This is a genomic window from Alphaproteobacteria bacterium LSUCC0684 (assembly GCA_041228335.1).
Lineage (GTDB): Bacteria > Pseudomonadota > Alphaproteobacteria > Puniceispirillales > UBA1172.
In genome coordinates this window covers 11,131-37,031 of record CP166130.1, presented here as the reverse complement: position 1 = coordinate 37,031, position 25,901 = coordinate 11,131, and the positions used below count along the sequence as shown (strand labels likewise).

Annotated in this window: 23 protein-coding genes; 4 read left to right on the top strand and 19 right to left on the bottom strand. The window is 57.8% G+C overall.

All coding sequences use genetic code 11. The features are described from left to right. The first annotated feature begins 195 nt into the window (after positions 1-195). Both AB8880_00160 and AB8880_00155 read left to right on the top strand, forming a co-directional pair. Complete coding sequence (locus tag AB8880_00160) at positions 196-1,524, top strand: uracil-xanthine permease family protein (protein ID XDZ65842.1); 1,329 nt, start codon at positions 196-198, stop codon at positions 1,522-1,524. A gap of 88 nt (positions 1,525-1,612) precedes the next feature. After that, a complete protein-coding gene (locus AB8880_00155; GenBank protein ID XDZ65841.1) occupies positions 1,613-2,965 on the top strand; it encodes an 8-oxoguanine deaminase in 1,353 nt (450 codons plus the stop codon). On the opposite strand, the gene AB8880_00150 is transcribed toward AB8880_00155, so the two are convergent. The 6 genes from AB8880_00150 to uraH are packed head-to-tail and all read right to left on the bottom strand — an operon-like array spanning position 2,962 to position 9,770. Next, on the bottom strand, positions 2,962-3,462 hold the full coding sequence (locus AB8880_00150) for an ureidoglycolate lyase (protein XDZ65840.1): 501 nt from the start codon (positions 3,460-3,462) through the stop codon (positions 2,962-2,964). The two genes, AB8880_00155 and AB8880_00150, sit on opposite strands and share 4 nt — an antisense overlap. Before the next feature lie 8 nt (positions 3,463-3,470). Beyond that, positions 3,471-4,664 carry a urate hydroxylase PuuD gene (locus AB8880_00145; GenBank protein XDZ65839.1) on the bottom strand — a complete coding sequence of 398 codons (1,194 nt, stop codon included), beginning with the start codon at positions 4,662-4,664 and terminating at the stop codon, positions 3,471-3,473. A 24-nt stretch (positions 4,665-4,688) separates the two neighbouring features. Then, positions 4,689-5,588: a xanthine dehydrogenase accessory protein XdhC gene (gene xdhC / locus AB8880_00140; GenBank protein XDZ65838.1), complete on the bottom strand. Its 900-nt coding sequence runs from the start codon at positions 5,586-5,588 to the stop codon at positions 4,689-4,691. Next, positions 5,585-7,897 carry a xanthine dehydrogenase molybdopterin binding subunit gene (xdhB, locus tag AB8880_00135; protein ID XDZ65837.1) on the bottom strand — a complete coding sequence of 771 codons (2,313 nt, stop codon included), beginning with the start codon at positions 7,895-7,897 and terminating at the stop codon, positions 5,585-5,587. Before xdhB ends, xdhC begins: the two co-directional genes overlap by 4 nt. Before the next feature lie 3 nt (positions 7,898-7,900). Then, positions 7,901-9,409 carry a xanthine dehydrogenase small subunit gene (gene xdhA, locus AB8880_00130; GenBank protein ID XDZ65836.1) on the bottom strand — a complete coding sequence of 503 codons (1,509 nt, stop codon included), beginning with the start codon at positions 9,407-9,409 and terminating at the stop codon, positions 7,901-7,903. A 1-nt stretch (position 9,410) separates the two neighbouring features. Then, on the bottom strand, positions 9,411-9,770 hold the full coding sequence (gene uraH, locus AB8880_00125) for a hydroxyisourate hydrolase (protein ID XDZ65835.1): 360 nt from the start codon (positions 9,768-9,770) through the stop codon (positions 9,411-9,413). Positions 9,771-9,876: 106 nt separating this feature from the next. Between uraH and uraD the strand changes: the two genes are divergently transcribed. Together uraD and AB8880_00115 are read left to right on the top strand one after the other, a co-directional pair. Next, a complete protein-coding gene (gene uraD / locus AB8880_00120; protein XDZ65834.1) occupies positions 9,877-10,407 on the top strand; it encodes a 2-oxo-4-hydroxy-4-carboxy-5-ureidoimidazoline decarboxylase in 531 nt (176 codons plus the stop codon). A gap of 171 nt (positions 10,408-10,578) precedes the next feature. Beyond that, entirely contained in the window at positions 10,579-11,754 is a 1,176-nt protein-coding gene (locus AB8880_00115) for a class I SAM-dependent methyltransferase (protein ID XDZ65833.1), read from the top strand. A gap of 7 nt (positions 11,755-11,761) precedes the next feature. Here AB8880_00115 and AB8880_00110 read toward each other — a convergent pair whose 3' ends face one another. From AB8880_00110 to AB8880_00050, 13 genes are all read right to left on the bottom strand, one after another. Next, positions 11,762-12,349 carry a thymidine kinase gene (locus AB8880_00110; GenBank protein XDZ65832.1) on the bottom strand — a complete coding sequence of 196 codons (588 nt, stop codon included), beginning with the start codon at positions 12,347-12,349 and terminating at the stop codon, positions 11,762-11,764. A 52-nt stretch (positions 12,350-12,401) separates the two neighbouring features. Then, complete coding sequence (locus tag AB8880_00105) at positions 12,402-13,820, bottom strand: aldehyde dehydrogenase family protein (GenBank protein ID XDZ65831.1); 1,419 nt, start codon at positions 13,818-13,820, stop codon at positions 12,402-12,404. A gap of 29 nt (positions 13,821-13,849) precedes the next feature. After that, a complete protein-coding gene (locus AB8880_00100) occupies positions 13,850-14,227 on the bottom strand; it encodes a carboxymuconolactone decarboxylase family protein (protein ID XDZ65830.1) in 378 nt (125 codons plus the stop codon). 101 nt (positions 14,228-14,328) lie between these two features. Further along, a complete protein-coding gene (locus AB8880_00095; GenBank protein XDZ65829.1) occupies positions 14,329-14,772 on the bottom strand; it encodes a TerB family tellurite resistance protein in 444 nt (147 codons plus the stop codon). Positions 14,773-15,032: 260 nt separating this feature from the next. Beyond that, on the bottom strand, positions 15,033-17,636 hold the full coding sequence (gene clpB / locus AB8880_00090) for an ATP-dependent chaperone ClpB (GenBank protein XDZ65828.1): 2,604 nt from the start codon (positions 17,634-17,636) through the stop codon (positions 15,033-15,035). A 155-nt stretch (positions 17,637-17,791) separates the two neighbouring features. Continuing rightward, positions 17,792-18,634 (bottom strand): substrate-binding domain-containing protein, encoded by an 843-nt coding sequence (locus tag AB8880_00085; protein XDZ65827.1) that lies wholly within the window; start codon positions 18,632-18,634, stop codon positions 17,792-17,794. A gap of 16 nt (positions 18,635-18,650) precedes the next feature. After that, a complete protein-coding gene (locus AB8880_00080; GenBank protein XDZ65826.1) occupies positions 18,651-19,328 on the bottom strand; it encodes a class I SAM-dependent methyltransferase in 678 nt (225 codons plus the stop codon). Then, on the bottom strand, positions 19,321-20,994 hold the full coding sequence (locus AB8880_00075; protein ID XDZ65825.1) for an ABC transporter permease: 1,674 nt from the start codon (positions 20,992-20,994) through the stop codon (positions 19,321-19,323). The genes AB8880_00080 and AB8880_00075 overlap by 8 nt, the downstream gene beginning before the upstream one ends. Positions 20,995-21,127: 133 nt before the next feature. After that, a complete protein-coding gene (locus AB8880_00070) occupies positions 21,128-21,526 on the bottom strand; it encodes a Fur family transcriptional regulator (protein ID XDZ65824.1) in 399 nt (132 codons plus the stop codon). 69 nt (positions 21,527-21,595) lie between these two features. Then, complete coding sequence (locus AB8880_00065) at positions 21,596-22,039, bottom strand: MOSC domain-containing protein (GenBank protein XDZ65823.1); 444 nt, start codon at positions 22,037-22,039, stop codon at positions 21,596-21,598. A gap of 70 nt (positions 22,040-22,109) precedes the next feature. Next, positions 22,110-23,453 (bottom strand): NAD(P)/FAD-dependent oxidoreductase, encoded by a 1,344-nt coding sequence (locus tag AB8880_00060; protein XDZ65822.1) that lies wholly within the window; start codon positions 23,451-23,453, stop codon positions 22,110-22,112. Next, positions 23,453-24,964 carry an aldehyde dehydrogenase gene (locus AB8880_00055; protein XDZ65821.1) on the bottom strand — a complete coding sequence of 504 codons (1,512 nt, stop codon included), beginning with the start codon at positions 24,962-24,964 and terminating at the stop codon, positions 23,453-23,455. Before AB8880_00055 ends, AB8880_00060 begins: the two co-directional genes overlap by 1 nt. Next, positions 24,961-25,872, bottom strand: a complete 912-nt coding sequence (locus AB8880_00050) for a dihydrodipicolinate synthase family protein (protein ID XDZ65820.1) — start codon at positions 25,870-25,872, stop codon at positions 24,961-24,963. The genes AB8880_00055 and AB8880_00050 overlap by 4 nt, the downstream gene beginning before the upstream one ends. Between the last annotated feature and the right edge of the window lie 29 nt (positions 25,873-25,901).

The window sequence follows — 25,901 nt, the reverse complement described above, 5'->3', positions numbered from 1 at the left end:
CCATACCCTTAAATAGATATCACAGCAAGCAAAACATGTGCCGAAACAGCGCCGCAAAAACCTTGCTGAAAAAACGTTCCCGACACGATCAGAAATCATCATCTATGGCTGGAACGGGTCGGGCAACACAAGACTTTGTATTTATCACCCAAAAGAGTATGATATCTCAATTATTGAGTGTCAAAGGGGGAACTTATGACATCTTCAACATCTAGCGCAGATGATCTGCGTAATCCTGATTATGTGCCACCTATGGGTGACCGGGTGGCGCTGGGCCTGCAACATGTGCTGGCCATGTTCGTCAGCAACTTCACGCCCGCCATCATCATCGGCGGGGCGGCAGGCTTCGCCTTCGGCGGGGCGGATGCCGTATTTCTCATTCAGATGTCCATGCTGTTTGCCGGCATTGCAACGCTGATGCAGACGATCGGCTTCGGTCCGGTAGGTGCCCGGCTGCCGGTGATGCAGGGAACAAGCTTTGCCTTCATTCCCGTCATGATACCCGTGGTCAAGGGAGCAGGTATCGCCTCGCTATTCGGGGCGATCTTTGTTGGCGGGTTGTTCCACGCCACGCTGGGTTTCTTCATCGGCCGGTTGCGGCACTGGTTTCCACCGCTTGTCTCGGGCCTGGTAATTCTGGTCATCGGGATTGAGCTGATCCCCGTCGGCATCAAATACGCCGCCGGCGGTGCCGCGGATTTCCAGATGAACAATCCATCCTGGGGTGACGCCACCCATTGGGGGATGGCCCTGGTGGTCATCGTTGTTGCCCTTGGGCTCAAGTTCTGGACAAAGGGCATTCTTTCAACCGGCGCGGTGCTGTTCGGCCTGATCGCCGGCTATATCGTCGCCATCCTCATGGGTCAGGTGAATTTCGGCGGCGTTGCCAAAGCCTCCTGGTTTGCGATGCCCATGCCTTTCAAATACGGTATTGATTTCAATATTGCCGCTATCATTGGCATCTGCCTGATGTCGATCGTCAGCGCGATTGAAACCGTTGGCGATATCTCCGGCATAACGAAAGGTGGCGCCAGCCGTGAAGCCACCGACAGGGAACTGGCAGGGGGCACCTTTGCCGATGGTCTGGGGACGGCTGTAGCCGGGATTTTCGGCGGGCTGCCCAACACCTCCTTCAGCCAGAATGTCGGGCTGATTTCAATGACCGGCGTGATGTCAAGGTCGGTGGTCACCACCGGGGCCATTTTCCTGATCCTCTGCGGTCTTATTCCCAAGATCGGGGCAATCATTGCCGCCATGCCGATTTCGGTGCTGGGCGGCGGGGTGATCGTGATGTTCGGCATGGTTGCGGCCGCGGGCACCAACATGCTCTCTGATGTTTCCTGGACACGCCGGAACATGATGATCCTTGCCCTGTCTCTTGCCTTTGGCCTCGGCCTGCATCTTGAGCCGAAAGCCCTGCAGCATCTGCCCCAGACAGCCCAGATATTGCTGGCCTCGGGGCTTCTGCCCGCGGCTTTCCTTTCGGTGGTACTGAACCAGATCCTGCCTGAAGACGACAGTTGATCTGAAGGCTTGCACATTCACATGTAAGCCATGGAAATCCTTCCGTTGCCAGCGTATACTGGCAACGGATTTTTTTTACGGGAACCTCATGACAACCTTGCTGCTGAAGAATATTGACACCCTCGTCACCATGGATGAAGACCGAAGGGAGATATCGGGCGCCGCCGTCTTCTGCCGTAATGGCGTTATTGAAGCCGTTGGCAAGAGCGGTGAGGTGCCCGAAACAGCCGATAATGTCCTTGATCTTTCAGGTCATATCGTCATTCCGGGCATGGTCAACACGCATCATCATCTCTTTCAGAATCTGACCCGCGTAGTACCCGCGGCCCAGAACGAAACCCTGTTCGGCTGGCTCAAGACCCTCTACCCGATCTGGTCTCGACTTCATCCGGAAGCCATTGAGGCCGCGATCGCCCTCGGCCTTGCCGAACTTGCCCTCACCGGTTGCACGACCTCATCGGATCATCAGTATATTTTCCCCAATGGGGCCCGGCTTGATGACAGTATCGCCGCCGCCGAGGAAATCGGCGTCCGTTTCACCGCAACCCGCGGCTCCATGAGCATCGGCGAAAGCAACGGCGGCCTGCCCCCCGATTACCTGATCGAGGATGAGCCCTTTATCCTCAAGGAAAGCGAGCGCATCGTCGATGCCTATAACAACCCGGCACGCTTCGCCATGACGCGGGTGGCTCTTGCCCCTTGCTCTCCCTTCAGTGTCAGTACCGGGCTGATGCGCGACAGCGCGATCATGGCAAGGGAAAAAGGTGTCGGCCTGCATACGCATCTTGCCGAAAACGAGGAAGACATCATCTATTCCGAAGAAAAATTCGGCAAGCGCCCCGGCGATTACGCCGAAGATCTCGGCTGGGTCGGGGAGGATGTCTGGCATGCCCATTGTGTCCGGCTAAATACATCGGAGATTGATCTTTTTGCCCGGACCGGCACCGGTATCGCCCATTGCCCGTGTTCAAACATGCGGCTGGCCAGCGGCATCGCCCCTGTTCGCAAAATGCGTGACCATGGCGTCGCCGTGGGGCTTGGTGTCGACGGCTCTTCTTCAAACGACAGCGGGCATATGCTGAACGAAGCCCGTCAGGCGATGCTGCTTCAGCGGGTTGGCGGTGATCCGGCGGCACTGACCGCCCGCGATGCCCTGACCATGGCAACGCGCGATGGTGCCCGGGTGCTCAACCGTGATGATATTGGCCAGATTGCCCCGAATTACGCCGCGGATATGGCGGTCTTTGACCTCAATCAGATTGATTTTGCCGGGGCCCTTCATGATCCGGTAGCCGCACTGATCTTCTGCGGCCCCGTCAAGACCCGGCACACGATCATCAATGGCAGGCTGGTGGTGCGCGACGGTATCCTGACCACCATGGATCTGGGTGAACTCATGCAGCGTCACCGCAAGTTTTCGCTTGATCTTGTGAACGGCTAGAGCCTGATTTCAGCCACGACCTCGCCGAAGTCGTATTCTTCGAGATTGTTTCCATCGCCATGGCGATCGACGATGAAGAAATCCTGCACCGGATCCAGTATCAGCAACGGGTGATGCCAGATATCCGGGGCGTATTGCACCCCCTGCACCCCGCTTGCCTGAAAACAGTGAAGGCTTTCAGGATCAGGCCTGCCATCTATGTCATCGGCCACCACCACCAGCCAGTCCGATGGGCTGAGCGGGTAGAAAGCCTGACTGCCGAGCGGATGACGTTCCATCATGGTGATCGCAACCGGGGACGGGCGACGTGTCCCCCGAAAAATGGAAAGAATAGCGCTTCCATCAGGGGGGCGGGTGACAACATCCGCCAGCCGGTGATACCGTGTCGTTGTCCCGGCATTAATGGGAAATTGTTCGGCCCCGTCAATTTCGAGCACATCGCCATAAGGGGCAAAACTTTCCTTCACCAGCGGTTTCGGGGTCAAGAGTTGGGTCATCAGTTTCTCTATTGACGTTCATACCAGGCAGCGAGCAGCTGCCGTTCAGCGGTTGTGAGGCTTATCACCCCGCCGGGAGGCATGGCTTCGGACCAGGCCGCCTGTTCGGCCACTTTTCGCCGTTCACGTTGTATGGCCTCGGGATGATCAAGCACGACCCCCTTTGGCGGCATCGCCAGACCATCCCAGTCCGGGCGGGCTGCATGGCAGATAGCGCATCGCTCCACTACAAGGGCAATCGCTTCTTCATTGATATCGTTGCTGATCACGGCCTCTTCATCGGCCTTTTTCATGACGGGTGAGCCAATCATCGCGAGCCCGATGGCAAGCGCCATCAGAAGCGCCGCAACACCCCATGTCCACCAGGGGGCTGGATCACCCTTATGCTTGGTGTTGAAGAAATGCCGCACCACTGCCCCGATGACCAGCACAAGCCCGAGAATGACCCAGGCATAATCAGTTGCATAAAGCATCGGGTAATGCCCGCCAATCATCACCAGCACCACGGGCAGGGTGAGATAATTGTTATGGAGCGATCGCTGCTTGCCGCGGCGGCCGTATTCAGGGTCAGGATCTTCTCCCTTGATAAGGTTTGCAACAACCTTGCGCTGGCCCGGAATGATCACCATCAGCACGTTGGCCGCCATGATCGTTCCCATCATCACGCCCATCTGCATGAAGGCCCCGCGGGGAGCAAACAACTGATGGTATCCCCAGCCCATCACCACCAGAAAGACAAAAACCAGGCCCGCAAGAAGGCCGGTATTCCGGCCAAGGGGAGAGCGGCAGATCATATCATAGACCGCCCATCCTGCGATGATACCGCCAAAGGAAAGCGCCACCGCTTGCCAGGGTTCAAGCGCAATGCCTTCAAAATCGATCAGGTAGAGTTCGGCACCGAGATAATAGATCAGCACCAGCAAGGCGGCACCGGAAAGCCAGGTTGCGTAGGCTTCCCATTTGAACCAGGTGAGTTCCGACGGCATCCGTTTCGGCGCCACCAGATATTTCACCATGTTATAAAATCCGCCGCCATGGACTTGCCAGGCCTCTCCATGGGCCTCATCCGGAAGGCCCTTGCCCGGCTTCAGGCTGAGGTCAAGAGCAATGAAATAAAACGACGATCCGATCCAGGCCACGCCGGCGATGACATGCAGCCAGCGGATCAGCATCTCTACCCAGATCATGACAAGATCAATCATTCCGCACTCCCCTCTCGTTCTATTCTACATGCTGGCAAGCTGGGCGGCAATCGACAGCGCAACCCTTGCCGGATCCTTGCCCTCGACAGATCGGATTCCAACCGGACAGACCAGCCTTTCCAGCACGGCCTGATCAATTCCGGCTTCCGAAAGCCGGCGCAGAAACCTCATCCGCTTTGTATCTGATCCGATCAACCCAAGAAAGCCAAACCTCGCTTTTCTCATCAGAATTTCGCATATCTGCTGATCCAGCGCATGATCATGTGTCATCACGAGGTGCAGCGCACCATCCGGCGCATGGGCCGCCGCCCTGCCCGGGTCGGGTGCCACAAACACATCGATATCATCGGCGATCGTTGGCGGAAACCTGTCCCGGCTGATATCCACCCAGACCCGCGCAAAACCAAGATCACCGGTAACCGCCATCAATGCCCGGCCAACATGACCGGCGCCATAAACAAACAGCGGGCGCGGCAAGGATGCTTTAGGCCGATGATAGACGGCACCAGCCTCATCCCTGTGTTGCGGCGACGTTTGGCTGACCGGCAGACCGGTTTGAAGCGGATGAAAGGTCGGCACATCTTCCTTCAGCCGGTCAAGTTCAGCCATTTCGGCCACCCCCACCCGTTCAAAGAGCAACCTGACATGCCCGCCGCAGCATTGACCGAGGCCGGGGCCAAGCGGCTGATCGATGACCATTCTCCGCCACGGGGACGCATCATCAAGGAGTTTCCCCGCCCGCGCCATCGCGTCATATTCGAGCGCGCCGCCGCCGATTGTTCCGATAAACCCCTTGCGTCCAAGCGCAAGCCAGGCACCTTCCTCCCGCGGAGTCGATCCGCGCGCCTCAATGACAGTAACAAGCACCGCCACCCCGCCCTCAGCCAGAAGATCACGAAGCGCGGATGTCCAGGATGGTATCATCGCCCCTCGCCCTTCATGCGGGACAGCGCCATGAGCACGCGCTCGGGCGTCGCCGGCGCATTCAGATCAGGATAGAGGCTTGCGCCTTTGTAACCGCTTATGGCATGGCTCAGGGCCATAAGAACACTGATCCCCAGCATGAGTGGCGGCTCTCCCACCGCCTTCGAGCGGTGGATTGCATCAGCCCGGTTTCCCTCTCCTTCATAGAGATCAACCCGGAAATCCACCGGCTGATCCGAGATCGCAGGTATCTTGTAGGTGGACGGCGCATGGGTCATCAGCCTGCCATCGTCAGCGTAGACAATCTCTTCCATGGTCAGCCATCCCGCCCCCTGAACATAGCCGCCTTCGATCTGTCCCCGATCTATCGCCGGATTGAGCGAGTGGCCGACATCATGAAGAATATCACATCGCAGAATCCGGTTCTCGCCGGTGAGGGTATCGATGGCGACTTCGGTCACCGCCGCGCCATAAGCAAAATAATAGAAGGGGCGGCCTGAAAAACGCTCCCTGTCCCAGGAAATATCCGGGGTTGCGTAAAACCCGGAGGAGGAGAGCGAGATCCGCCCCATCCAGCATGCCTCAGCGGCCTCTTTGAAGGAAAGAGATGTCCCGCCTATCCGGACCATCCCCCCCATGAATTCCACCTCTTCCGGGGCGGCCTGATGCAGGCCGGCGAGATATTCGGCCATCCGGAAACGGATCGCCATCGCCGCATTAAGTGCCGCCATCCCGTTCAGATCGGTGCCGGAAGAGGCCGCGGTGGCAGAGGTATTCGGGATTTTGCCCGTATTGGTCGCCGTGATGCGGACATCTTCAAGCGGGATCGCAAAGCAGTCCGCCACCACCTGCCTGATCTTGGTATGAAGGCCCTGCCCCATCTCGGTGCCGCCGTGATTGAGTTGAACGGAACCATCGGTATAGACATGCACCAGCGCCCCGGCCTGATTGAGAAATGTCTTGGTAAAGGATATCCCGAACTTGACCGGCGTGAAGGCTATTCCGCGGCGCAGGACCGGATCCGATGCATTGCCGGCTTCAATCTCTTCGCGTCTTGTATGATAGGCAGAAGATGCCAGAAGCTTTTCGCTCAGCGCGTTGATATTTGCGTCCGTCACTTCCATGCCATAAGGGGTGAGCTGGCGCGCCGGATCAGGTTTGGTGAAATCCGGGTAGAAGTTTTTCTGCCGCACCCGCACAGGATCAAGATCGAGATGATGGGCGATCGCGTCAATGATCCGTTCCATGCCCACCATGCCCTGGGGGCCGCCAAAGCCGCGAAATGCCGTGTTTGAAGGCGTATTCGTCCGGTAAAGATGGGATCGCACCCGCACCGCTGGCAGAAAATACGCATTATCGGCATGAAGCATTGCCCTATCGGCTATGGGCTGTGAGAGGTCCCAGGACATCCCGCATCGAATATGATGCTCGGCAAGAATGGCGGTGATACGGCCATCGGCATCAAACCCGGCTTCATATCGGATAAGCATGTCATGGCGCTTGCCCGTCAGCCGCATATCGTCATCACGGTCATAGACAATCTTGGCGGGGCGGCCAAAGCGGTGGGCGGCAAGCGCGGCCACCAGTGCCGGCAGGTTGCCCTGGCTTTCCTTGCCGCCAAAGGCACCCCCCATCCGGCGCACTTCAACCGTCACCTGATGATACGGGCAGTTCAGCGCCTGCGCGATCTTGTGCTGGATTTCAGTCGGGTGCTGGGTGGAGGCATAGACATGAATGGCACCGTCTTCACCGGGCAGGGCCAGCGCCGCCTGACCTTCGAGATAGAAATGTTCCTGCCCGCCTATGCTGATCTCTCCCGACAGTCGGTGGGGTGAATCTTCAAGCGCTCTTTCCGGCTCACCCCGCTGCATGACCGAAGGCGGGGCGAGATAGTGTTCAGCGCTCATCGCCTCTTCGATCGTCAGCACCGGCGGCAGGGGATCACACTCAACCCTGGCAAGGGCGGCGGCGCGCCTGGCCTCAAGCCGGCTTTCAGCCGCCACGGCAAAAATGGACTGGCCATGATAGGACACAAGATCATCCGTGAAGATCGGATCATCTCCGGCAATGGGGCTCGCGTCATTGACGCCGGGAATATCCGCCGCCGTCAGCACCCCGATCACCCCGGGTGCTGCAAGCACATCGTCAAGTTTCAGATCACGGATATGGCCATGGGCTATTGAGGAGAGCCCGAGGCAGAGATGAAGGGTATCCGGCGGAACTGGCAGATCATCGGTATACCGGGCCTCACCACTGACATGGAGATGGGCACTATCGTGGAAACGGGATTGACGCACCTGTCCTGTCATGGCTTACCATCCGGCGGCGGAAGCAAGATTGGGGATAGCGCCTTCAAGACGCGCACGGGCCAGTCGATGTACAAAATTTGCCGCCACCAGAGCCCGGTAATCTGCGCTGGCCCGCATATCGCTGATCGGCGTGAAGTCATCCTCAAGGCATGAAACAGCCTTTTCAATTCCCGCCGTATCGGCAAGATCAACCCCTTCAAGCGCGGCTTCCGTTGCCCGCGCGCGTTTCGGGATCGCCGCCATACCACCATAGGCAAGACAGGCTGAAACGATGCGATTGCCCTTGAGCCGTAAACGCGCCGCGCCCATGATGGCCGAAATATCCTGATCAAACCTTTTGGCAACCTTGTGGCAGGCGAAGATCTCATCGGCCTCGAGCATCGGGATGCTCAGATGGCTCACATGCTCGCCCGCGCGCAGGTCCTTTTTCATGTAATCGAGGAAGAACCCGTCAAGGGGACGTGATCTTTTCTCCGCACCTGATCGCAGATGAATGTCAGCACCAAGGGCCAGAAAAGCCGGTGATAGATCGCCTATTGGGGAGCCATTGGCGATATTGCCACCCACCGTTCCGCTTGCCCGCACCTGGGCGGAGCCGAAACGTCGCAAAACCTCGCCAAGATCGGGGAAATGCGGCGCCAGCGCCCGTAGCGCCTCCTGATGGGTGACGCCTGCACCAATGGTGATCTGCCCGTCCCCGATGGCAATCTCCTGATATTCCCTGACACGGCCGATGGAAATCATCATCGGCAATTGGCGGTGCTGCTTGTTCAACCAGAGCCCGATATCCGTGGCGCCGGCAAGAACCGTCGCGTCGGGCCTTGCCGCATGGATCTGGCTGAAAGTTTCAGCATCCGCTGGCTGGACAAGCGCTGATCTGTCATCTTCAACAAGAAGGGTTTTTTCCATCAGGGGATCTTTCCCTGCCTCAAGAAGCCAGGCATCTTCAGCATCAAGCCTTTCCCGTGACCATGAAGGAGACAGCCCTGCCCCGAGGCCGAGCCCGGCCTCGACAATAGGGCGATACCCCGTGCAGCGGCAGAGATTTCCCGCAAGCCCGTCATGGATCATCTGCCGGGTCAGCTTTTCCGCGGAAGCCCACAAGGCATAGAGCGACATCACGAAGCCCGGCGTGCAGAAGCCGCATTGGCTGGCATGGGCCGCGATCATGGCCTCCTGGCAGGGGTGCAGCTCGCCCGCAGGCCCGAGCAGCCCTTCGACCGTTGTAACGGAAAGACCATCGAGCATGGGCAGGAACAGGATACAGGCATTGACGGGCATCCGTTCCACCGTTCCATCTGCCCGCAACCGCGCCAGCACCACCGTGCAGGCCCCGCAATCTCCTTCGGCGCACCCTTCCTTGGTGCCCTTGAGGCTGGCCTCTTCCCTGAGCCAGTTGAGAAGAGTTGTATCCGGCGAAACACCCTCCACCGATCTTTCCGTCCCGTTGAGTCTGAACCGGAGGCTACGGCGATATGGGCCAAGTTTTGCCAAAGTGTCAGCGTCCAGCATCCTAGCTCCCGCGATAGGTCGAATACCCGTATGGAGACAGGAGAAGCGGCACATGATAATGCTGATCCGGATCCGAGATACCAAAATCGATCACTACGTCATCAAGAAAGGCGTATTCGGGCAACTCGATACCCTGCGCCCTGAAATAGGCACCTGCCGAGAAGATCAGGCGGTATCTTCCCGCCTGCAGGGCATCACCTTCAAGAAGCGGGCCGTCCACCCGGCCATCACTGTTGGTCATGACTTTTGCGATATCGATAAGCTGCCCGTCGCTGCCGCCGCGTCGCTGCAGCACGATTTGAAGCCCCGCTGCCGGAACACCGAGGGATGTATCCAGAACATGTGTTGTCAATCGACCCATCACTTCAATCCATCATTATCAAGTCTCAGTCTAATGTGATATGATTTTGCCTCCTATGCAAGGTATAGCACATCATGCCGTCTTAAAGTGGATGAGGCTCGATCCCATGAACACACCTTACCTTACCCCGGACCCGGCCAGCCTGTCCCGTGACGGGTTCATCAAAACCTATGGCGGGATTTACGAGCATGCGGAATGGGTTGCTGAAGCGATTGCTGATCAGGGCCGTGATGCACGGGATCGTGATCCATCCTTTCTTGCCAGACGGATGCAGGCCGTCGTCAACGCTGCCCCTTATGAGAAGAAACTTGCCCTGCTTCGGGCTCATCCGGAACTGGTGGGCAAACTGGCTCTCGCCGGCAAGCTCACGGCGCATTCCACGAACGAGCAGGCTTCCGCCGGGCTAGACGCCTGCTCAGCCGAAGAGTTTGCCGCTTTTCAGTCTCTCAACACCCGATACACATCGGCTTTCGGCTTTCCCTTCATCATCGCTGTCCGCGATCATACCCGCGCCAGCATCCTTGCTGCCTTCCGTGAGCGGATCAACAATTCATTCGAAGATGAATTCGACACCGCCATCCGGGAAACACATCGTATCGCTCGGCTCAGGCTCGGCCAGATGACCACCTCCATCTGAAGCAGGGCCTGACCCGGCCGTGATAAAGCCCGGCCATCCAGACATTCACAATAATGTGATTTGACGAAAAAACCCCCTGATCCGCACCATGAAAAGAAGCCGGGATAGGCCTACCTTGCCCGGCCATGAGGGAAGGCTGACATTCGATGACAACAGCACCGTGCAGTTTCCATGATCAGGAAATATTTTCTCCCACTTCTTAACGCATCGGGGGTCGGCTGTATCCTGCCCCGGGGCCAGGTTCTTCATCACGCCGCCGAAGGACAGCCCACGCTCAAATTTCATCGCTACCGGGACATGTGGCGGCTGGTGATTTTCCCGGATACCGGCCTTGCGGAACTTTATGCCGAAGATCGCATCACCATCACCGGCGGGGATATCTCTGACCTCCTCCATGCGCTGATCAATCCGGCAGCGGTGCAGGCGATGCCGCTTCCCGCCCGGATAGCGGCGCGTTCCTTCGGGTTGATCCAGCGACTTAATCAGGGCTGGACGAGGCGCCAGTCAAGAAAGAATGTTCATGCCCATTACGATCTCGGCAATGCACTCTACGCCCTTTTTCTTGATAAGGACTGGCAGTATTCCTGCGCCTATTTCCATCAACGCGGCATGACCCTTGATGATGCCCAAAAGGCCAAGAAGGATCACATCCGGCGCAAGCTAAGGCTTGAGGCGGGGGCACGGGTTCTCGATATCGGGTGCGGCTGGGGCGGCATGGCGATGGATCTTGCCCGGGCCGGGGCCATGGTCAAAGGCGTCACCCTTTCCGATGAGCAATATGATCGGGCCCGGCAACGTGCCGCCGATGCCGAGCTGCCTATCATCTTCGCGCATCAGGATTATCGGGAGAAGGCGGCACGTTATGACCGCATCGTTTCCGTCGGGATGCTCGAACATGTGGGCAAGAGACAGCTTTCCCGCTTTTTCAGCCAGGTGGAAAAATGCCTTGAAGACGACGGGCTTGCGCTCATCCATACAATCGGTCGGCCGGAAAGCCCGAGGCCAACCAGCCATTTCATCCAGAAATATATCTTCCCCGGCGGATATATTCCCAGCCTTTCCGAACTCACCCTTGCCGTGGAAAAAACCTCGCTTGCCATCAGCGATATTGAGGTCTTGTTTCTGCATTACGCCGAAACACTCAGATCCTGGCGTGAAAACTTCCTGCGCAACAGGCAAGACGTCCTTCGCCTCTATGATGAACGCTTTGCCCGGATATGGGAATTCTACCTTGCGGCAAGCGAAGCAAGTTTTCGCCACAAGCGGCTTGTCGTCTACCAGCTTCAGCTGGTCAAGCCCGAAACGCCCCCGATGATGAGCCGGGCCTATCTCCACCCCGGGGGATGAGACCTAATCAGGATGAGCCGAGGTCTCGCTGCTGCCAGTGTTTGCGGCAGAGCGAGATATATTTCTCATTGCCGCCGATCTCCACCTGATCGCCGTCTTCAACAGGTCTGCCATCCGGGCCGAGCCGGGCCACCATCGTCGCCTTGCGGCCGCACCAGCAGATCGCCCGTATCTCCCTGATATCATCCGATATTGCCAGCAGCATGGCGCTGCCCGGGAACAGCTGCCCCTTGAAATCTGTTCTGAGCCCGTAGCACATCACGGGAATGCCGCCATCATCCGCAACCGCGGCAAGCTGCCAGACCTGATCAGGTTCAAGGAACTGGGCTTCATCCACCAGCACACAGTCAATACGTCTGGATGCGTGATGCGCCATGATCAGATGATGGAGATTGTCCCCCGGGGCAAAGCAGCTCGCCGGGGCGGCAATGCCGATCCGCGAGCTGATCTGCCCTGTCTTTCCGTCACGGTCATCGAGCCCTGCTGTCAGCAGGAAGGTGTTCATGCCCCGCTCGATATAGTTATGCGATGCCTGCAGCAGAATGGTGGACTTGCCGGCATTCATGGCCGAAAAGTTGAAATAGAGTTTCGCCATGTCAGGCTATCCTTCCGGCCGGGCTTTACACTAAAAAAGACAAGACTACCCCTCAGACCCCGAGGATAGCTTTCACCTCCAGGAATTCCTCAAGCCCCCATTCGGCTTTCTCGCGGCCATTTCCGGATTGCTTATAGCCGCCGAAAGGCGCATCCGTGCCGCCGGACCCGCCATTGACATGGATCTGTCCAGCCCGGAGACGACGCGCGATATTGAGCACTGTCTCCTTGTCATCCCCCGAAATATAGGCGGCAAGACCATAGTCGCTGTCATTGGCAATCGCGACCGCATCATCGACGCTGTCATAGGAGATCACCGACAGGACCGGGCCGAAAATTTCTTCCCTCGCGATGGTCATGTCGTTCGTGACATGGCCGAAGACGGTGTTCTTGACAAAATAGCCGCTGTTCAACCCTTCCGGTTTGCCGGGGCCACCGGTTACCAGGGTTGCACCTTCCTTTATGCCGGTTTCGATCAGATGCTGAACCTTGTTGAACTGCACATCACTGACCAGCGGGCCGATATCCGTGTCTTCGGCTTCGGGGTTGCCGGTTTTCAGGTTTTCACTGACGTCTTTTGCGATCGCCAGCGCTTCATCATGGCGATGACTTGGCACCAGCATCCGGGTTGGCGCGTTGCAGGACTGGCCGGTATTGTTCATGCAGCCATCCACGCCTCTGGCAACAGATGAAGCAAAGCTTGCGTCATCAAGGATGATATTGGCCGATTTGCCGCCGAGTTCCTGGCTGACCCGCTTGACGCTATCCGCCGAGGCCTTGGCCACGGCCACGCCGCCCCGGGTGGAGCCGGTGAAGGACATCATGTCGATATCCGGATGCGACGACATGGCTTCACCCACCACCGGGCCATACCCGTTGACAAGGTTGAATACCCCGGCAGGGGCACCGGCTTCGTCAATGATCTCCGCGATCACCATCGCGGAAAGCGGCGCAATCTCCGACGGTTTCAGCACCGCCGTGCATCCTGCTGCAAGACAGGGGGCAAGTTTGGAGACAATCTGGTTGATCGGCCAGTTCCAGGGCGTGATCAGCCCGCAGACACCGATCGGCTCATGCCGGATCAGGAAATTGCCATGCTCATATTCAAAGACATGTTCCTCCAGAACACGGATCGCCGTCTTGAGATGACCAAGTCCGACCATCGCCTGCGCCCCGCGGGCCAGATTGATCGGGGCGCCCATCTCGGTGCGGATGGCATCGGCAATATCATCAAAACGCCTCTTGTAGATCTCGCGGATGGTGGTCAGCAACTCAAGCCTTTCGCTAGTGCTGGTGCTGGCAAAACTCGGAAACACCCGCTTTGCCGCCGCCACGGCACGGTCAACATCCGCCGCCGATCCGATGCTGATGGTGGCCGCCACCTCTTCGGTGGCAGGGTTGATCACATCCAGGGTTTCCGGGGATGCCGGATCCACCCATTTTCCGTCAATATAGAACTGTTTCAGCGACATGATGGTCATCCTTTCTGGTAAACTCTTCTCTAGATGAGGCCCTGCTCTTCCAGCACCTTGCGGGCGGCACGGAAACATTCAAGCGATTGCGGCACCCCGCAGTAAATGCCGATAACATGGATGATGGCGCGAATCTCCTCAACGGTGACACCATTTTTGATCGCGCCGCGGCAATGCAGCTCCCATTCATGCATCTTGCCGAGCGCGCCGATCATGGCGAGATTCATCATCGATCTTGTCTTGGCATCGATGGCTTCATCGCCCCAGCCGAAGCCCCAGCACCAGGCGGTCATGGCTTCCTGAAACGGGCGCGTGAAGTCGTCCGCCTTCTCCAGGGTGTTTTCGACATATTCGGCACCCAGCGTGGCTTTGCGCTTTTCAAGACCGATTTCAAATTTGTTATCCATGAGAGGCTCCTGATTTCTGAACTTTCATTTCTACTGTTAGACCTCACCATAAAGGAATGCAAGGCGCAAACACCTCTTTCAAGCCTCTACCCGATGCCTGTTCACCCTCCGGATGCGGCCCTTAGTCGTGCAGTCGCGGAATCGCTGTCGGATACATAGATCAACCCCGCAAGCCGCCGCATCAGGGCATGTTCGTGATGGTCAATCCGGCCATCGGCAAGGATCACCTGCCAGAGTTTTTCCATCAGATAGATTTTCTCATCATGGCTGTATTCCGCGTTGACGATCTTGGTCCAGCCGTAAAGATCGCTGGCGTTGCGGGCAGTTTCCCGCGCCTCGACAAGCAGCGTGTCGACCGCCTCGTTGGCAAGCCCGAATTCTTCGGTGACAATCTTTCGGATCTGGTCTTCCTCTTCGGGTCTGGCATCCCCATCCACATAAAGAGCGCGGAACAGCAGCGCCGTTGCCGCCAGCCGCAGTTTTTCTTCATGGCTGTCTTCGGGTTGAGGGGCACCGGCGACAAGTTTTTTCATCAGATCAATCATCAGGTTTTCCTTGCTCAAGCCGGACTGGACTCAATGGGTCCGTCCGCGTGGAGATGAGGTCTTCCGTGATACCGGGATGGTGATAGAATGGCAAGAGAGGAGAACCCATATGGCAAAGAGTTCAAGCAATCCTGGCATGATGGGCCAGGGGCAGCAGGGCTGGATCAGGATGCTTTTCCTGAACTGATCTAGGGCCCGAGGCAACAGCACCTGAGATGACCGATGCCGTTGCCCGCGAGCTCATGCTTGTTAAGGCGTGATCAGGCGCTCTCCCGCAAATCCCCTGCGGCCGAAAAATCCAGCCGATCGGCCGCGGCATCAAGGCTGATGGCAATCTGGTCGCCATCGCCAAATTGCCCCTTGAGCAGAGATTCGGCCAGCCGGTCATGCAACGTCGATTGCAGGACCCTTTTGAGCGGCCTTGCCCCGAATTGTGGATCATAGCCAAGATCACCGAGCCAGACCCTTGCTTCATCGCTGACGGTAATCGTGATCCCGCGATCTGCCAGCCTCAGCGCCAGGGCATCAAGCTGGATATCGACAATCCGGGCCATATCATCACGGCCAAGACGATTGAACAGGATCATGGCATCAAGACGGTTGAGAAATTCAGGGCGGAACACCTGATGAAGTTCTGCCATCACCGCATCTCTTGCCTGTTCGCTCGGCGCATTATCCGGCAGGGCCAGAAGATGCTCAGCACCGATATTCGATGTCAGGAGAATGAGGGTATTCCTGAAATCAACCCGTCGTCCCTGGCCATCGGTCAGGTGACCTTCATCCAGCACCTGCAGGAGCACATTGAAGATATCGGGATGTGCCTTTTCAATCTCATCGAAAAGAATCACCTGATAGGGGCGACGCCGTACCGCTTCCGTCAGGCTCCCGCCGTCTTCGTAGCCGACATAACCGGGCGGGGCACCGATGAGACGTGAGACCGCGTGCTTTTCCATATATTCCGACATATCCATCCTCAGGATCGCCTGCGGGTCATCAAAGAGAAAGCGCGCCAGTGCCTTGGCAAGTTCCGTCTTGCCCACCCCGGTGGGGCCCAGCATCAGGAAACTGCCCGTCGGCTGATCCGGATCAGCAATGCCGGCACGCGACCTGCGGATGGCGTTGGCAACCGCTGCTATTGCATCGGGCTGACCGACCACGGATCTTGCCAGCGTGTCTTCCATATGAAGCAGTTTCTGCTGTTCGCCTTCCAGCATCTTGTCCATGGGAATACCTGTCCAGCTGCTGATGACCTGCGCGATGTGATCTGCCCGCACGTCTTCATCAAAAAGCGTGGTCGCGGCGATGGCCTCCTTGGCGGCCGCGAGCTGTTGTTCCAGCCCCGGAAGGGTGGCATAGGCAAGCTGGGCAGCCTTTTCAAGCTGACCTTCACGCTGGGCCACGTTGAGCTGGTGCCGCGTGTCTTCGATGGCCTGCTGAAGCTGGCTGACCTCGTTTCGCTGGGAAGTAACCTTTTCCCATTGTTCAGTCATCTCAAGTGACTGGTCTTCAAGTGATCTGAGCTCTTCCTTGATCACCTCGAGTCTCTTGGCCGTACGGCTCGCGTTTTCCTTCCTGAGGGCCGCCTGTTCAATCTTGAGCTGGATGATCTGGCGATCAACCTTGTCGAGGGCTTCGGGCTTGCTGTCCGATGCCATCCTGAGCAGGCTTGCCGCCTCATCCATCACGTCGATGGCCTTGTCGGGAAGAAACCGCTCACTGATATAACGGTCCGAAAGCTGGGCTGCGGCCACAATAGCATCATCGGTGATACGAATGCCGTGATGCAATTCATATTTCTCCTTCAGCCCCCGCAGAACATGGATGGTGTCCTCCACCGTTGGCTCATCGATGAAGACAGGCTGAAACCGCCGGGCCAGCGCCGAATCCTTTTCGATATAGCGCCTATATTCATCAAGGGTTGTCGCCCCGATGCAGTGCAGCTCCCCACGGGCCAGCGCGGGCTTGAGCAGGTTTGACGCATCCATGGCACCATCGGTCTTGCCGGCACCGACGAGCTGATGCATCTCATCAATGAAAAGAATGATTTCACCATCACGGGACTGAACTTCCTTGAGCACGGCCTTGAGCCGTTCTTCGAATTCACCACGATATTTTGCCCCGGCGACCAGTGCCCCCATATCGAGCACCAGAAGGGTTTTATCAAGCAGCGCCGTCGGCACATCACGGTTGACAATACGCTGGGCCAGACCTTCGGCAATGGCAGTCTTCCCGACGCCGGGCTGGCCGATCAGGACAGGGTTGTTCTTGGTCCGGCGCGACAGGATCTGGATTGTCCGGCGGACTTCCGCCTCACGGCCGATCACCGGATCAAGCTTGCCCCGGCGGGCGGCATCGGTCAGGTTGGTTGCATATTTCCCAAGCGCTTCGAAAAGATCCTCGCCACTGTCGGTTTCAACGCGGCGACCGCCACGCTGCTGATCCAGTGCCGCCTTGAGTCTGGCCGGATCAATGCCAGCCGAGCGCATCCGTTTCGCAACCGGGGCCGAAGACTGGGCCATGGCCAGCACGACCTGATCGGCGGCCACAAACCCGTCGCCATGATCCCGGGAAAGTTTTTCTGCTTTGGCCAGAATCTTTGCAAGATCCGGATCCATGCTGAGCTGACCGGCACCTGAACCGGTGACCGCCGGCAGACCTTCCAGCACGGTTTCAATCTCTTGTTTTAGCGCCATGCTGTCGCCGCCGGCGCGGTCAATCAGCATCGCGGCAATCGTGCTTTCATTTTCAAGAAGGGCCAGAAGCAGATGATCCGGGGTCAGTTGCTGGTGATCTGCCCGAAGCGCCATCATCTGGGCTTCACCAATTGCATTGCGCATCAGCGCTGTAAGATTGTCCATATTCATATCACTCTCCGTTTCCACCGGACCCTTAAGGCATCCGGTATCTTTCGCAGTAAAAACCGCCCTTTGAGGCACGGCCCGGGAAGTTTCTCCCTCCCTTTATAGGTGAGGATTGAGGAGCAGATTTTCAATAGGGGGCAAGGGAGGTGTTTTTGCCATCATGGTGCGGCGTTCGGGATGAACAAGGGCACCCCATCCCGCTGATAGGATGCGATCGCCATCTGCCCTCGGGGGGAAAGAATCCATGCTGCAAATGCCTCGGCCTTGTCTTGCTCTATTTCCGGGCAATGCGCCACGCTGATGGGAATAACGCTGTACTGATTGTGCAGAACCGGATCACCAGCAAAGAGAATGCGGCCGCCGGACTTGTTCCGCAGCGCCGTCCATGTCGCCCGGTCAGAAAGGATATAGCTTTGTGTTTCAAGGGCGAAATTGATCGCCGTTCCCATCCCGTTGCCGATCTCAAGATACCAGTCACCGGAATGAATCTCCGGATCCTTGCCCAGATCCGCCCAGATCCGGCGTTCCGCCTTATGGGTGCCGCTGTCATCTCCACGAGAGACAAATTTCGCCTTTTTTTTAATGATGCGATCAAAAGCATCGGCAATGGTAGCGGCATCGGCAACACCGGCCGGGTCATCTTCCGGGCCGATCAGCACGAAATCGTTGAACATCACCTTGCGGCGCCAGGCACCATAGCCGTTTTTGATGAAGATCTCTTCGGCCACATAATCATGGACCAGCAACACATCGGCATCACAGTTGCGGGCATTGCGCAGCGCCTGGCCGGTGCCAACCGCCACCACCCGGACAGGAATGCCCGTATCGGCCGTGAATTCGGGCAGGATCACATCATAAAGCCCGGAATTCTGGGTTGTGGTCGCGGATTGAAGAAGAAGAAAGTCACGCCCGAAGACAGGATAGGTGAAGGGCAGCCCCAGGGCCATCACCACCCCCAACATCAATCCGGCCCGGAAATATTTTGTCTTCAATATATTCATGGCCGAAATATAACGGCTAAACCTGCGTTGGGGTAGAGGAACGGTGATTTTTTCCGGCTTTCTGCATCAGGACAACAGATGCATGGAGCCAGTCGATCCTGTAACCGAAATATTGACTTAGAAAGTCAAATGTCTGCCGCTGGAAAAACGCCACATGGGTCGGGTCGCGGCGATAGTGCCAACCGGCAAATGCCGTTTCATCATCAAGAATCTGGGTCATGACCGCCAGCCACCCGCCTGGTTTCAGCATCCGGTCAAGGCGGGCAAAATCTTCCCCGGGATGATGCAGGTGTTCGGCCACTTCCGTCATGGTGATGAAGTCATATTGCCGGTGAAAGACATCGGGATTATCGGCGTAGAATGGATCGTAGATTTCCATGGTAAAGCCCGCTTCACGCAGCATGGCCGCCAGCGCAGGCCCGGGACCGGAGCCAAAATCAAGTCCGCCCGCCCCTTGGCGCAGCCTCGGGATCAGCGGGGCCGCGAGGCGGCTGAGAAATGTCCGATACCTGGGGTCATTGATATCATTCTCATGGGTGTCGTAATGATCTTTTTCAGCCTGGGAGGACGGCAGCTGCTCCGCCGCAAGAAAGACAAGAGCGCAGGATGGACACCGGAAATATCGCCGCTGATCGACCACGGCAAAACCTTCACCATTAGCACCGCATAACCGGCAGGGCGCGGCCTCAACCACTGGTGCCAGCCCTCCTCAACCGCGGCCAACGGTCAAGAGAACGGTTGACGATGCTCACCGGAATCAATCCGGCCAGAACAATGATCAGGGCGGGCAGGGCCGCCACTTCAAGCATTTCTTCCTTGGCATATTGATACGTCATGGTGGCCAGCGTCTCGAAATTGAAGGGCCGAAGCAGAAGCGTCATCGGCAGCTCTTTCATGATATCGACAAAGGCTATCAGCAACCCGGCAAGAAAGGATGGCCGCAGCAAGGGCAGAGCCACCTGGCTGACGCTGCTGCCAAAACCATGGCCCATCACCTGGCTTGCAGGCATGACATTTGGCGGCAGACGCCGGATTCCCGAACGGATCGTGCCATACCCCACCGCCTGAAACCGGACGATATAGGCAAAGATCAGCATCGCGACACTTCCGATCAGGATACCGCCCGCGCTACCGGTGATGCGGGTGATGGCCTGATCGAGCACCCCTGCCGCCGCCAATACGCCAATCGCAAGAATAGTGCCGGGGAAAGCATATCCCATTGCCGCGAGCCCGGCGATAAGGCGACCTGCCTTTCCGCTTCGCCAGATCGCCATGATGGCAACGAACCCGGCCATCGCCATGATTATCACGCTGCTCGACAGAGCCACGAGAACCGTATTGAAAAGAATATTTCCAAGATCAGGCGCCTTTATGAGCGAGATGTCTTCAATCACGAAACCGAGCAGCACTCCCACCGGCACCACAAAGCCGAGCAGCACCGGAATAAAACACCCCAACGGCAACAATACCCGCAAGACACCATGGGCCTCGCGGACCGGCACACCGGTCTGCCCCCTGATATTTGCCTCGCCGCCATTGCGCGACTGGGCATAGAGTTCGACCCCGAGCACCACGATGATGAGGACAAAAGCCATCAGGGCAATCTGCGCCGATGTGGTGATGCTGTTCATCCCGAGCCATACGTTGAAAATGCCAAGCGTGAGGGTTTCAACGGCAAAATAATCCACCGTGCCGAAATCCGAAATCACTTCCATCAGGACGAGCGCCAGCCCGGCAACAATCGCCGGCCGGCTCAGCGGCAGGGCAACCTTGAAAAAGATGTTCTGCCCCGAAAGTATCGCCGCTTCATAGAGCCGGCTTGACGTGATGCGGAAAGCTGTTCTGGCGGTGATATAGACATAAGGATAAAGAACCGAGGCCATCACAAGCATGGCGCCGCCCATGGATCGTATTTCCGGAAACCAGTACTCCCGGGAGGTCTGCCAGCCCGTCCAGTCCCTGAGCAAGGTCTGGACCGGGCCGGCATATTCGAGAAAATCGGTATAGGTATAGGCAATGATATATGCTGGCACCGCCGCGGGCAGGACCAGCATCCAGTCCAGCAGCCGACGTCCGGGGAAAGCATAACGGCTGACCATCCACGCCGTCGACACGCCGAAGATAAACGCCCCCGCCCCGACCCCGAGCATCAGCAGCATCGTATTCGCAAAATACCGGAAGAGAACGGTTTCCATGAGATGGGCCATCAGGCCCTGGCCATCGCCCATGGCGGTATGCACAAGCGCCGCAACCGGCGCAAGCAACGCAAGGCAGCAGCCCCACATCGCAAGACGGGCGACGAGCAATACCCCCGCCCTGCCGGTTTCGGAGCGCCTCTTTACTGTCATGGTTACGGCCATCGAATGCCCATTTCTTACCGCTACTCTATCCCGTAACCCTAATCAGAGATGATGAAGGAGATCAAGATTTATTGAGAATGATTATCATGCGCATAAAGACGCAGACGACCACAACCCTGAAGCATGTGAAACCTTATTTGATTTTTCGCCCGAACAGTTCAAGACGGTGGCCGACCAGTTCAAACCCCATATCCCGGGCAATCTGTTCTTTGAGCGCTTCGAGTTCCTCGTGCTGGAATTCGTGAATTTCGCCGCTGTCGACATCGACAAGATGCTCGTGATGCTCGCCTGCAAGTTCATACCGTGCCTTGCCATCCCCGACCTCGAGCTTCTCGATCACCCCGGCCTGTTCCAGCACGCCGACCGTCCGGTAGATGGTGGCAAGGGAAATGGTCTTGTCGACCGCGATGGCACGCCGGTAGATTGTCTCGACATCCGGATGATCATCGGCTTCATCGATCAGCTCGATGATGATCCGGCGCTGGTTTGTCATTCGAACGCCAGCTTCAAGACATTTATCGATGACCCGCATGGGCTTGAATTCCTGTGTGTTGATTTTATCCAAGCCTAGCGTGAAGATCGCCCTGTATCAAGGTCTGGTTCAGGCGTCGGTGTAAGTTACCGCATCACCAAGACGGATTTCACCGCCGTTTAATACACGGCAGCAGACACCGCCCCGCCAGTCTGGCATCAGGGCCTGCCGCAACCCAGCACGCTTGCTTTCCATCAGATCGCATGGCTCGGTTTCTTCCATGACTTCAAGCCGGACATCGCCAATGCTGAAAACACCGCCGACTTCCCGGGGTGACCGCATCCCCCGGACAAGGAGATTGGCGCGGCGCTCCATCCATGGCATCGGCTCGCCGTCGGTTGATGCAACCGCATCGTTCCAGTCATCTTCAAAAAGAATGGAAACCTGCCGGCGGCTCTTGCCGCCCCGGGCATCGCCATCGAGACCTTTTTCAATGGTGACGGCGACATGATCACGTCCTTCCATGGGGGCAAGGATGCGCGGTGCTACGGCAATACCTTTGACTGAAACCATGGTGATCTCCTTCCCGGAATGTTCAACTATTCCCTGACACTGCCCGACAATTCCCTGCCTGGCAAGGTTGTCATATTTCGGCCCGGCCTTTCCATTCCCGCCATTTGATCACCAGGCTTGCGCCCAAGGTTGCAAAGGGTTCCGGCGGCAGACGTTGCGGCATCGGCGCGGCAAGCATGTCGTCGACCACCGGCGAGTTGGAACGTGTTGCAAGTTCAGCGGCGGCAATCCCGGCCAGCGTGCCTTTCGCCGTGCCCAGCCCATTCTGGCAACAGGCGGAAAAGATCCCTTCCTCGATCTCCCCGAACGCGGGGGCGGAATTCCGGCTCAGGCACAATCGTCCCCCCCATCTATAGGCCATTTTCACGTCACCGAGCCGGGGAAAGCGCCGGGCAAAGCCCTTGTCCTGATCGCGGCCATATCGCTCAACCCGCGCGTCGGACACTTCCATTGATGGGTTGAATGACCAGCGGTTGCGGATCACGATGCGGTCGCCACCGATACCGCTGATCCGCCGCACCGTGCTCCCCATGGGATCGGCCGGCGTTATCCCCCAGCGGGGGTTGCCGCCCAGTCGCTTCAGCTGCGCACCGTCAAGGGGCTCGGTCATCGATGCATAGGTGAAGACATGCATCAGACGGCGGCTGAAATAGCCGAAACTTTCCGCATGGCCATTCACCGCAAGGATGATCCGTGGGGTGGTGATACGGCCGGCCTTGGTGGTGACGCACCATTCCTGCTGCTGGCGTTCGAATCGCAGCGCCGGGGTTTGCTCAAAAATATCCACCGATGCGGCAAGACCCGTCGCCAGCCCGCGAATATAAAGCGCCGGCTGAAGCAGCATGCAGCCGGGCATATAGAGACCATGGGCATAGAAACGGCTGCCGGTAATCTCGTACATCGCATCCGCATCCAGCGTCTCAAACGGCTCGCCCAGTCTTTCAAGATGCGCGGCGTAGTCGGTGTTATGGGCAATGCCCGCCGCGGTCACCGCCCCGTTGATCCGGCCGCAGGGATCAGCCGCCTCCTGTGGCAGGTCATAATCTTCGGCCACCTCACGCGCAAAGCTGATGGCCTGCCGGTTGAGCTTGATCTGCCAGTGATCCCGGTCAAGGCTGGATGTGTAGTGATCCGAGGAAAGATCATGGGGCAGGTCAATCATGAAGCCTGAATTTCGCCCCGCCGGTCCGTGGCCGATTCGGCAAGCCTCAATGACGGTGATCTTGTCGCCGCCACGAAGCTGGCTCAGCCGCCGCGCCGCCGAAAGCCCGGCAAACCCGGCCCCGATGATCAGCCAGTCGGTGGTGATATCCCCGGCAAGCACCGGATGTGACAGGGCAGGCTCGAGTATCTCGTTCCATGCCGCCGGCCCGGGATCACGGGGCAGGCGACGGGCCTCACGGCAGATGCCCATCAGCTGATCTCTTCTGGTTTCGGGTCGCTCAGATCTACCCAGATCGTCTTGATTTCGGTGTATTGATCATGGGCATGGATGCTGTTGTCGCGGCCACCAAAGCCACTTTCACGATAGCCGCCGAAAGGTGTTGTGATATCACCTTCACCATAGCAGTTTACCGTGATGTTCCCGGCCCGCATCCCTCTTGCCAGCCGCAGCCCTTTACGCATGTTGCTGGTGAAAAGGGACCCGGCCAGCCCATAGCTCGTATCATTGGCAACTTCCAGCGCCTCTTCGGCCGAGGTGACCGTGATCACCGACAGGACGGGGCCGAAGATCTCCTCCCGGGCCAGGAAATGATCCGTGGAAATATTGTCAAAAATCGTGGGCTCAACTCCGGCTCCATCCGGGCTTTCGCCACCGCAGAGCGGTTTCATGCCAGCCTTCTTTGCCCGATCAATGGCATCGGTCACCTTGGCGAAATGCCCCTGATCCACGAGAACACCCATCCGGTTCACCGGATCCAGCGGATTGCCCTGGCGCCACTCCCGCACATGGGCCAGAATCCTTGCCATCAGTTCATCCTTGATCTCCGCATGGACGATCAGCCTTGAAGTGGCAGAGCAGTTCTGCCCCATGTTCCAGAACGCACCATTGACAATATGCCCGGCGACACTTTCGAGATCCTCGGCATCTTCCAGCACAATGGCCGGGTTCTTGCCACCACATTCAAGGGTAACCTTCTTAAGGTTGCTCTCGGCCGCGTATTTCAGAAACAACCGTCCGGTTTCGGTGGACCCGGTGAAACTCACCATATCGATATCCGGATGGCGGCCGATCGGCTCACCCGTGGTCGGGCCGTCCCCCGGCAGAACCTGAAGCACACCTCGCGGCAGGCCGGCCTCCATCGCCAGTTCGGCAAGGCGAAGTGCCGTCAGCGGCGTCTGTTCGGCGGGCTTGACGATAACGGAATTTCCCGCCGCCAGCGCCGGGCCGATCTTCCAGGCCATCATCAGCATCGGAAAATTCCAGGGCAGCACACATCCCACAACGCCGATCGGCTCTCGCGTGATCAAGGCCATGGCATCATCACCGGCAGGGGCGGTCTCATCATAGATCTTGTCGATCGCCTCGGCATGCCATTTGATCGTGGTGATGGTCTCAGGAATGTCAATCGTAGCGCAGTCACCGATGGGCTTGCCGCTGTCGATCGCTTCCATCACCGCAAGTTCATGACGATTTCGTGTAATCAGCTTGCACAGGCGGATCAGCACATCCTTTCGCTCGGCAGGATGGGCACGCGACCAGGTCCCAATTTCGAAAACCTCCCGTGCCTTCTGGACCGCGTGATCGACATCATCGGCACTGGCGGCATGGATGGAGGTGATCTCCTTTCCGGTAGCCGGATTGGTGACGGCCATGGCAGGACCTGTTCCGGCACGGAAACCGCCATCGATGAAGGCCGCGGCGGGCGGGGTAAGGGTTTTGGCAATGGCTTCGTATTCTTCAAGGCTCAGCACATCACTCATGATGCGAACTCCTCTTCAATCTTCTGGATGGTGATGTTCATGATGGTGATGACTTGCGCGAGTTCGCGCTTCTCATCCTTGTTAAGGGGCTTGAGCGGCAGGCGCGGCATCCCCGAAGGCAACCCGCGGAGAGTCATTCCATGCTTGATGTTCTGGAGGAACTTGCCTCCCTGCTCGAGCACCTGCATCAACGGCAGCATTGCCGTCATGATCCGCCGCCCTTTTTCAAAATTGCCGTCAACGACACAGGCCTCAAACATGGCCCGATGCGCGGCCATGGCGAAATTCGACGCGGCACAGACCCAGCTTTTCGCCCCCCAGGCAAAAAACTCGAGCGCCTGATCATCCATGCCGCAGGAAAGCGAGATATGCGGGTACCGGCGCGCAAGAAGATGCACGCGATTGATATCGCCCGAGCTTTCCTTGATGGCCTTGAAATTCGGGGACCTGCCAACACGGTCAAGATACTCTTCATCCATGCCCACGCCCATGCGCCCGGGGTAGTTATAGAGCATGACCGGCAGATCAACGCTTCGTTCCACCGCCAGCGCATGCAGCGCATTCTCGCGCCCCGTTGGCAGGGAATAGGGCGGCGTGGTGATGAGGATACCCGAACAGCCCGCCGCTTTTGACGCCTCTGCGAGGATGATCGAATCTTCGGTCCGGAGCGTGCCTGTCCCGCCCACGACCGGCACCCTGCCATCCACATGCGCGCAGCCAAGCTTGAGCAGATCAAGGCGCTCTTCCATCGAATGCGCGTAATATTCCCCGGTGGTGCCGCCGATGATGATCGCGTCCACCCCTTCGGTGATCAGGTGATCCAGCACCGTCTTGAACCCCTCCCGGTCGATCGAGCCATCGTCATGACATGGCGTGATGACCGGGGTAATTATTCCCTTGAATTCCATCTCTTTGGTCTTTCCTTGAGCCAGTGTTG

Bases quoted from the DNA above. Each gene is read 5' to 3' on its own strand.
- AB8880_00160 (XDZ65842.1), top strand. From the start codon at position 196: ATGACATCTTCAACATCTAGCGCAGATGATCTGCGTAATCCTGATTAT.
- AB8880_00155 (XDZ65841.1), top strand. From the start codon at position 1,613: ATGACAACCTTGCTGCTGAAGAATATTGACACCCTCGTCACCATGGAT.
- AB8880_00150 (XDZ65840.1), bottom strand. From the start codon at position 3,462: ATGACCCAACTCTTGACCCCGAAACCGCTGGTGAAGGAAAGTTTTGCC.
- AB8880_00145 (XDZ65839.1), bottom strand. From the start codon at position 4,664: ATGATTGATCTTGTCATGATCTGGGTAGAGATGCTGATCCGCTGGCTG.
- xdhC (XDZ65838.1), bottom strand. From the start codon at position 5,588: ATGATACCATCCTGGACATCCGCGCTTCGTGATCTTCTGGCTGAGGGC.
- xdhB (XDZ65837.1), bottom strand. From the start codon at position 7,897: ATGACAGGACAGGTGCGTCAATCCCGTTTCCACGATAGTGCCCATCTC.
- xdhA (XDZ65836.1), bottom strand. From the start codon at position 9,409: ATGCTGGACGCTGACACTTTGGCAAAACTTGGCCCATATCGCCGTAGC.
- uraH (XDZ65835.1), bottom strand. From the start codon at position 9,770: ATGGGTCGATTGACAACACATGTTCTGGATACATCCCTCGGTGTTCCG.
- uraD (XDZ65834.1), top strand. From the start codon at position 9,877: ATGAACACACCTTACCTTACCCCGGACCCGGCCAGCCTGTCCCGTGAC.
- AB8880_00115 (XDZ65833.1), top strand. From the start codon at position 10,579: ATGATCAGGAAATATTTTCTCCCACTTCTTAACGCATCGGGGGTCGGC.
- AB8880_00110 (XDZ65832.1), bottom strand. From the start codon at position 12,349: ATGGCGAAACTCTATTTCAACTTTTCGGCCATGAATGCCGGCAAGTCC.
- AB8880_00105 (XDZ65831.1), bottom strand. From the start codon at position 13,820: ATGTCGCTGAAACAGTTCTATATTGACGGAAAATGGGTGGATCCGGCA.
- AB8880_00100 (XDZ65830.1), bottom strand. From the start codon at position 14,227: ATGGATAACAAATTTGAAATCGGTCTTGAAAAGCGCAAAGCCACGCTG.
- AB8880_00095 (XDZ65829.1), bottom strand. From the start codon at position 14,772: ATGATTGATCTGATGAAAAAACTTGTCGCCGGTGCCCCTCAACCCGAA.
- clpB (XDZ65828.1), bottom strand. From the start codon at position 17,636: ATGAATATGGACAATCTTACAGCGCTGATGCGCAATGCAATTGGTGAA.
- AB8880_00085 (XDZ65827.1), bottom strand. From the start codon at position 18,634: ATGAATATATTGAAGACAAAATATTTCCGGGCCGGATTGATGTTGGGG.
- AB8880_00075 (XDZ65825.1), bottom strand. From the start codon at position 20,994: ATGGCCGTAACCATGACAGTAAAGAGGCGCTCCGAAACCGGCAGGGCG.
- AB8880_00070 (XDZ65824.1), bottom strand. From the start codon at position 21,526: ATGCGGGTCATCGATAAATGTCTTGAAGCTGGCGTTCGAATGACAAAC.
- AB8880_00065 (XDZ65823.1), bottom strand. From the start codon at position 22,039: ATGGTTTCAGTCAAAGGTATTGCCGTAGCACCGCGCATCCTTGCCCCC.
- AB8880_00060 (XDZ65822.1), bottom strand. From the start codon at position 23,453: ATGGGCATCTGCCGTGAGGCCCGTCGCCTGCCCCGTGATCCCGGGCCG.
- AB8880_00055 (XDZ65821.1), bottom strand. From the start codon at position 24,964: ATGAGTGATGTGCTGAGCCTTGAAGAATACGAAGCCATTGCCAAAACC.
- AB8880_00050 (XDZ65820.1), bottom strand. From the start codon at position 25,872: ATGGAATTCAAGGGAATAATTACCCCGGTCATCACGCCATGTCATGAC.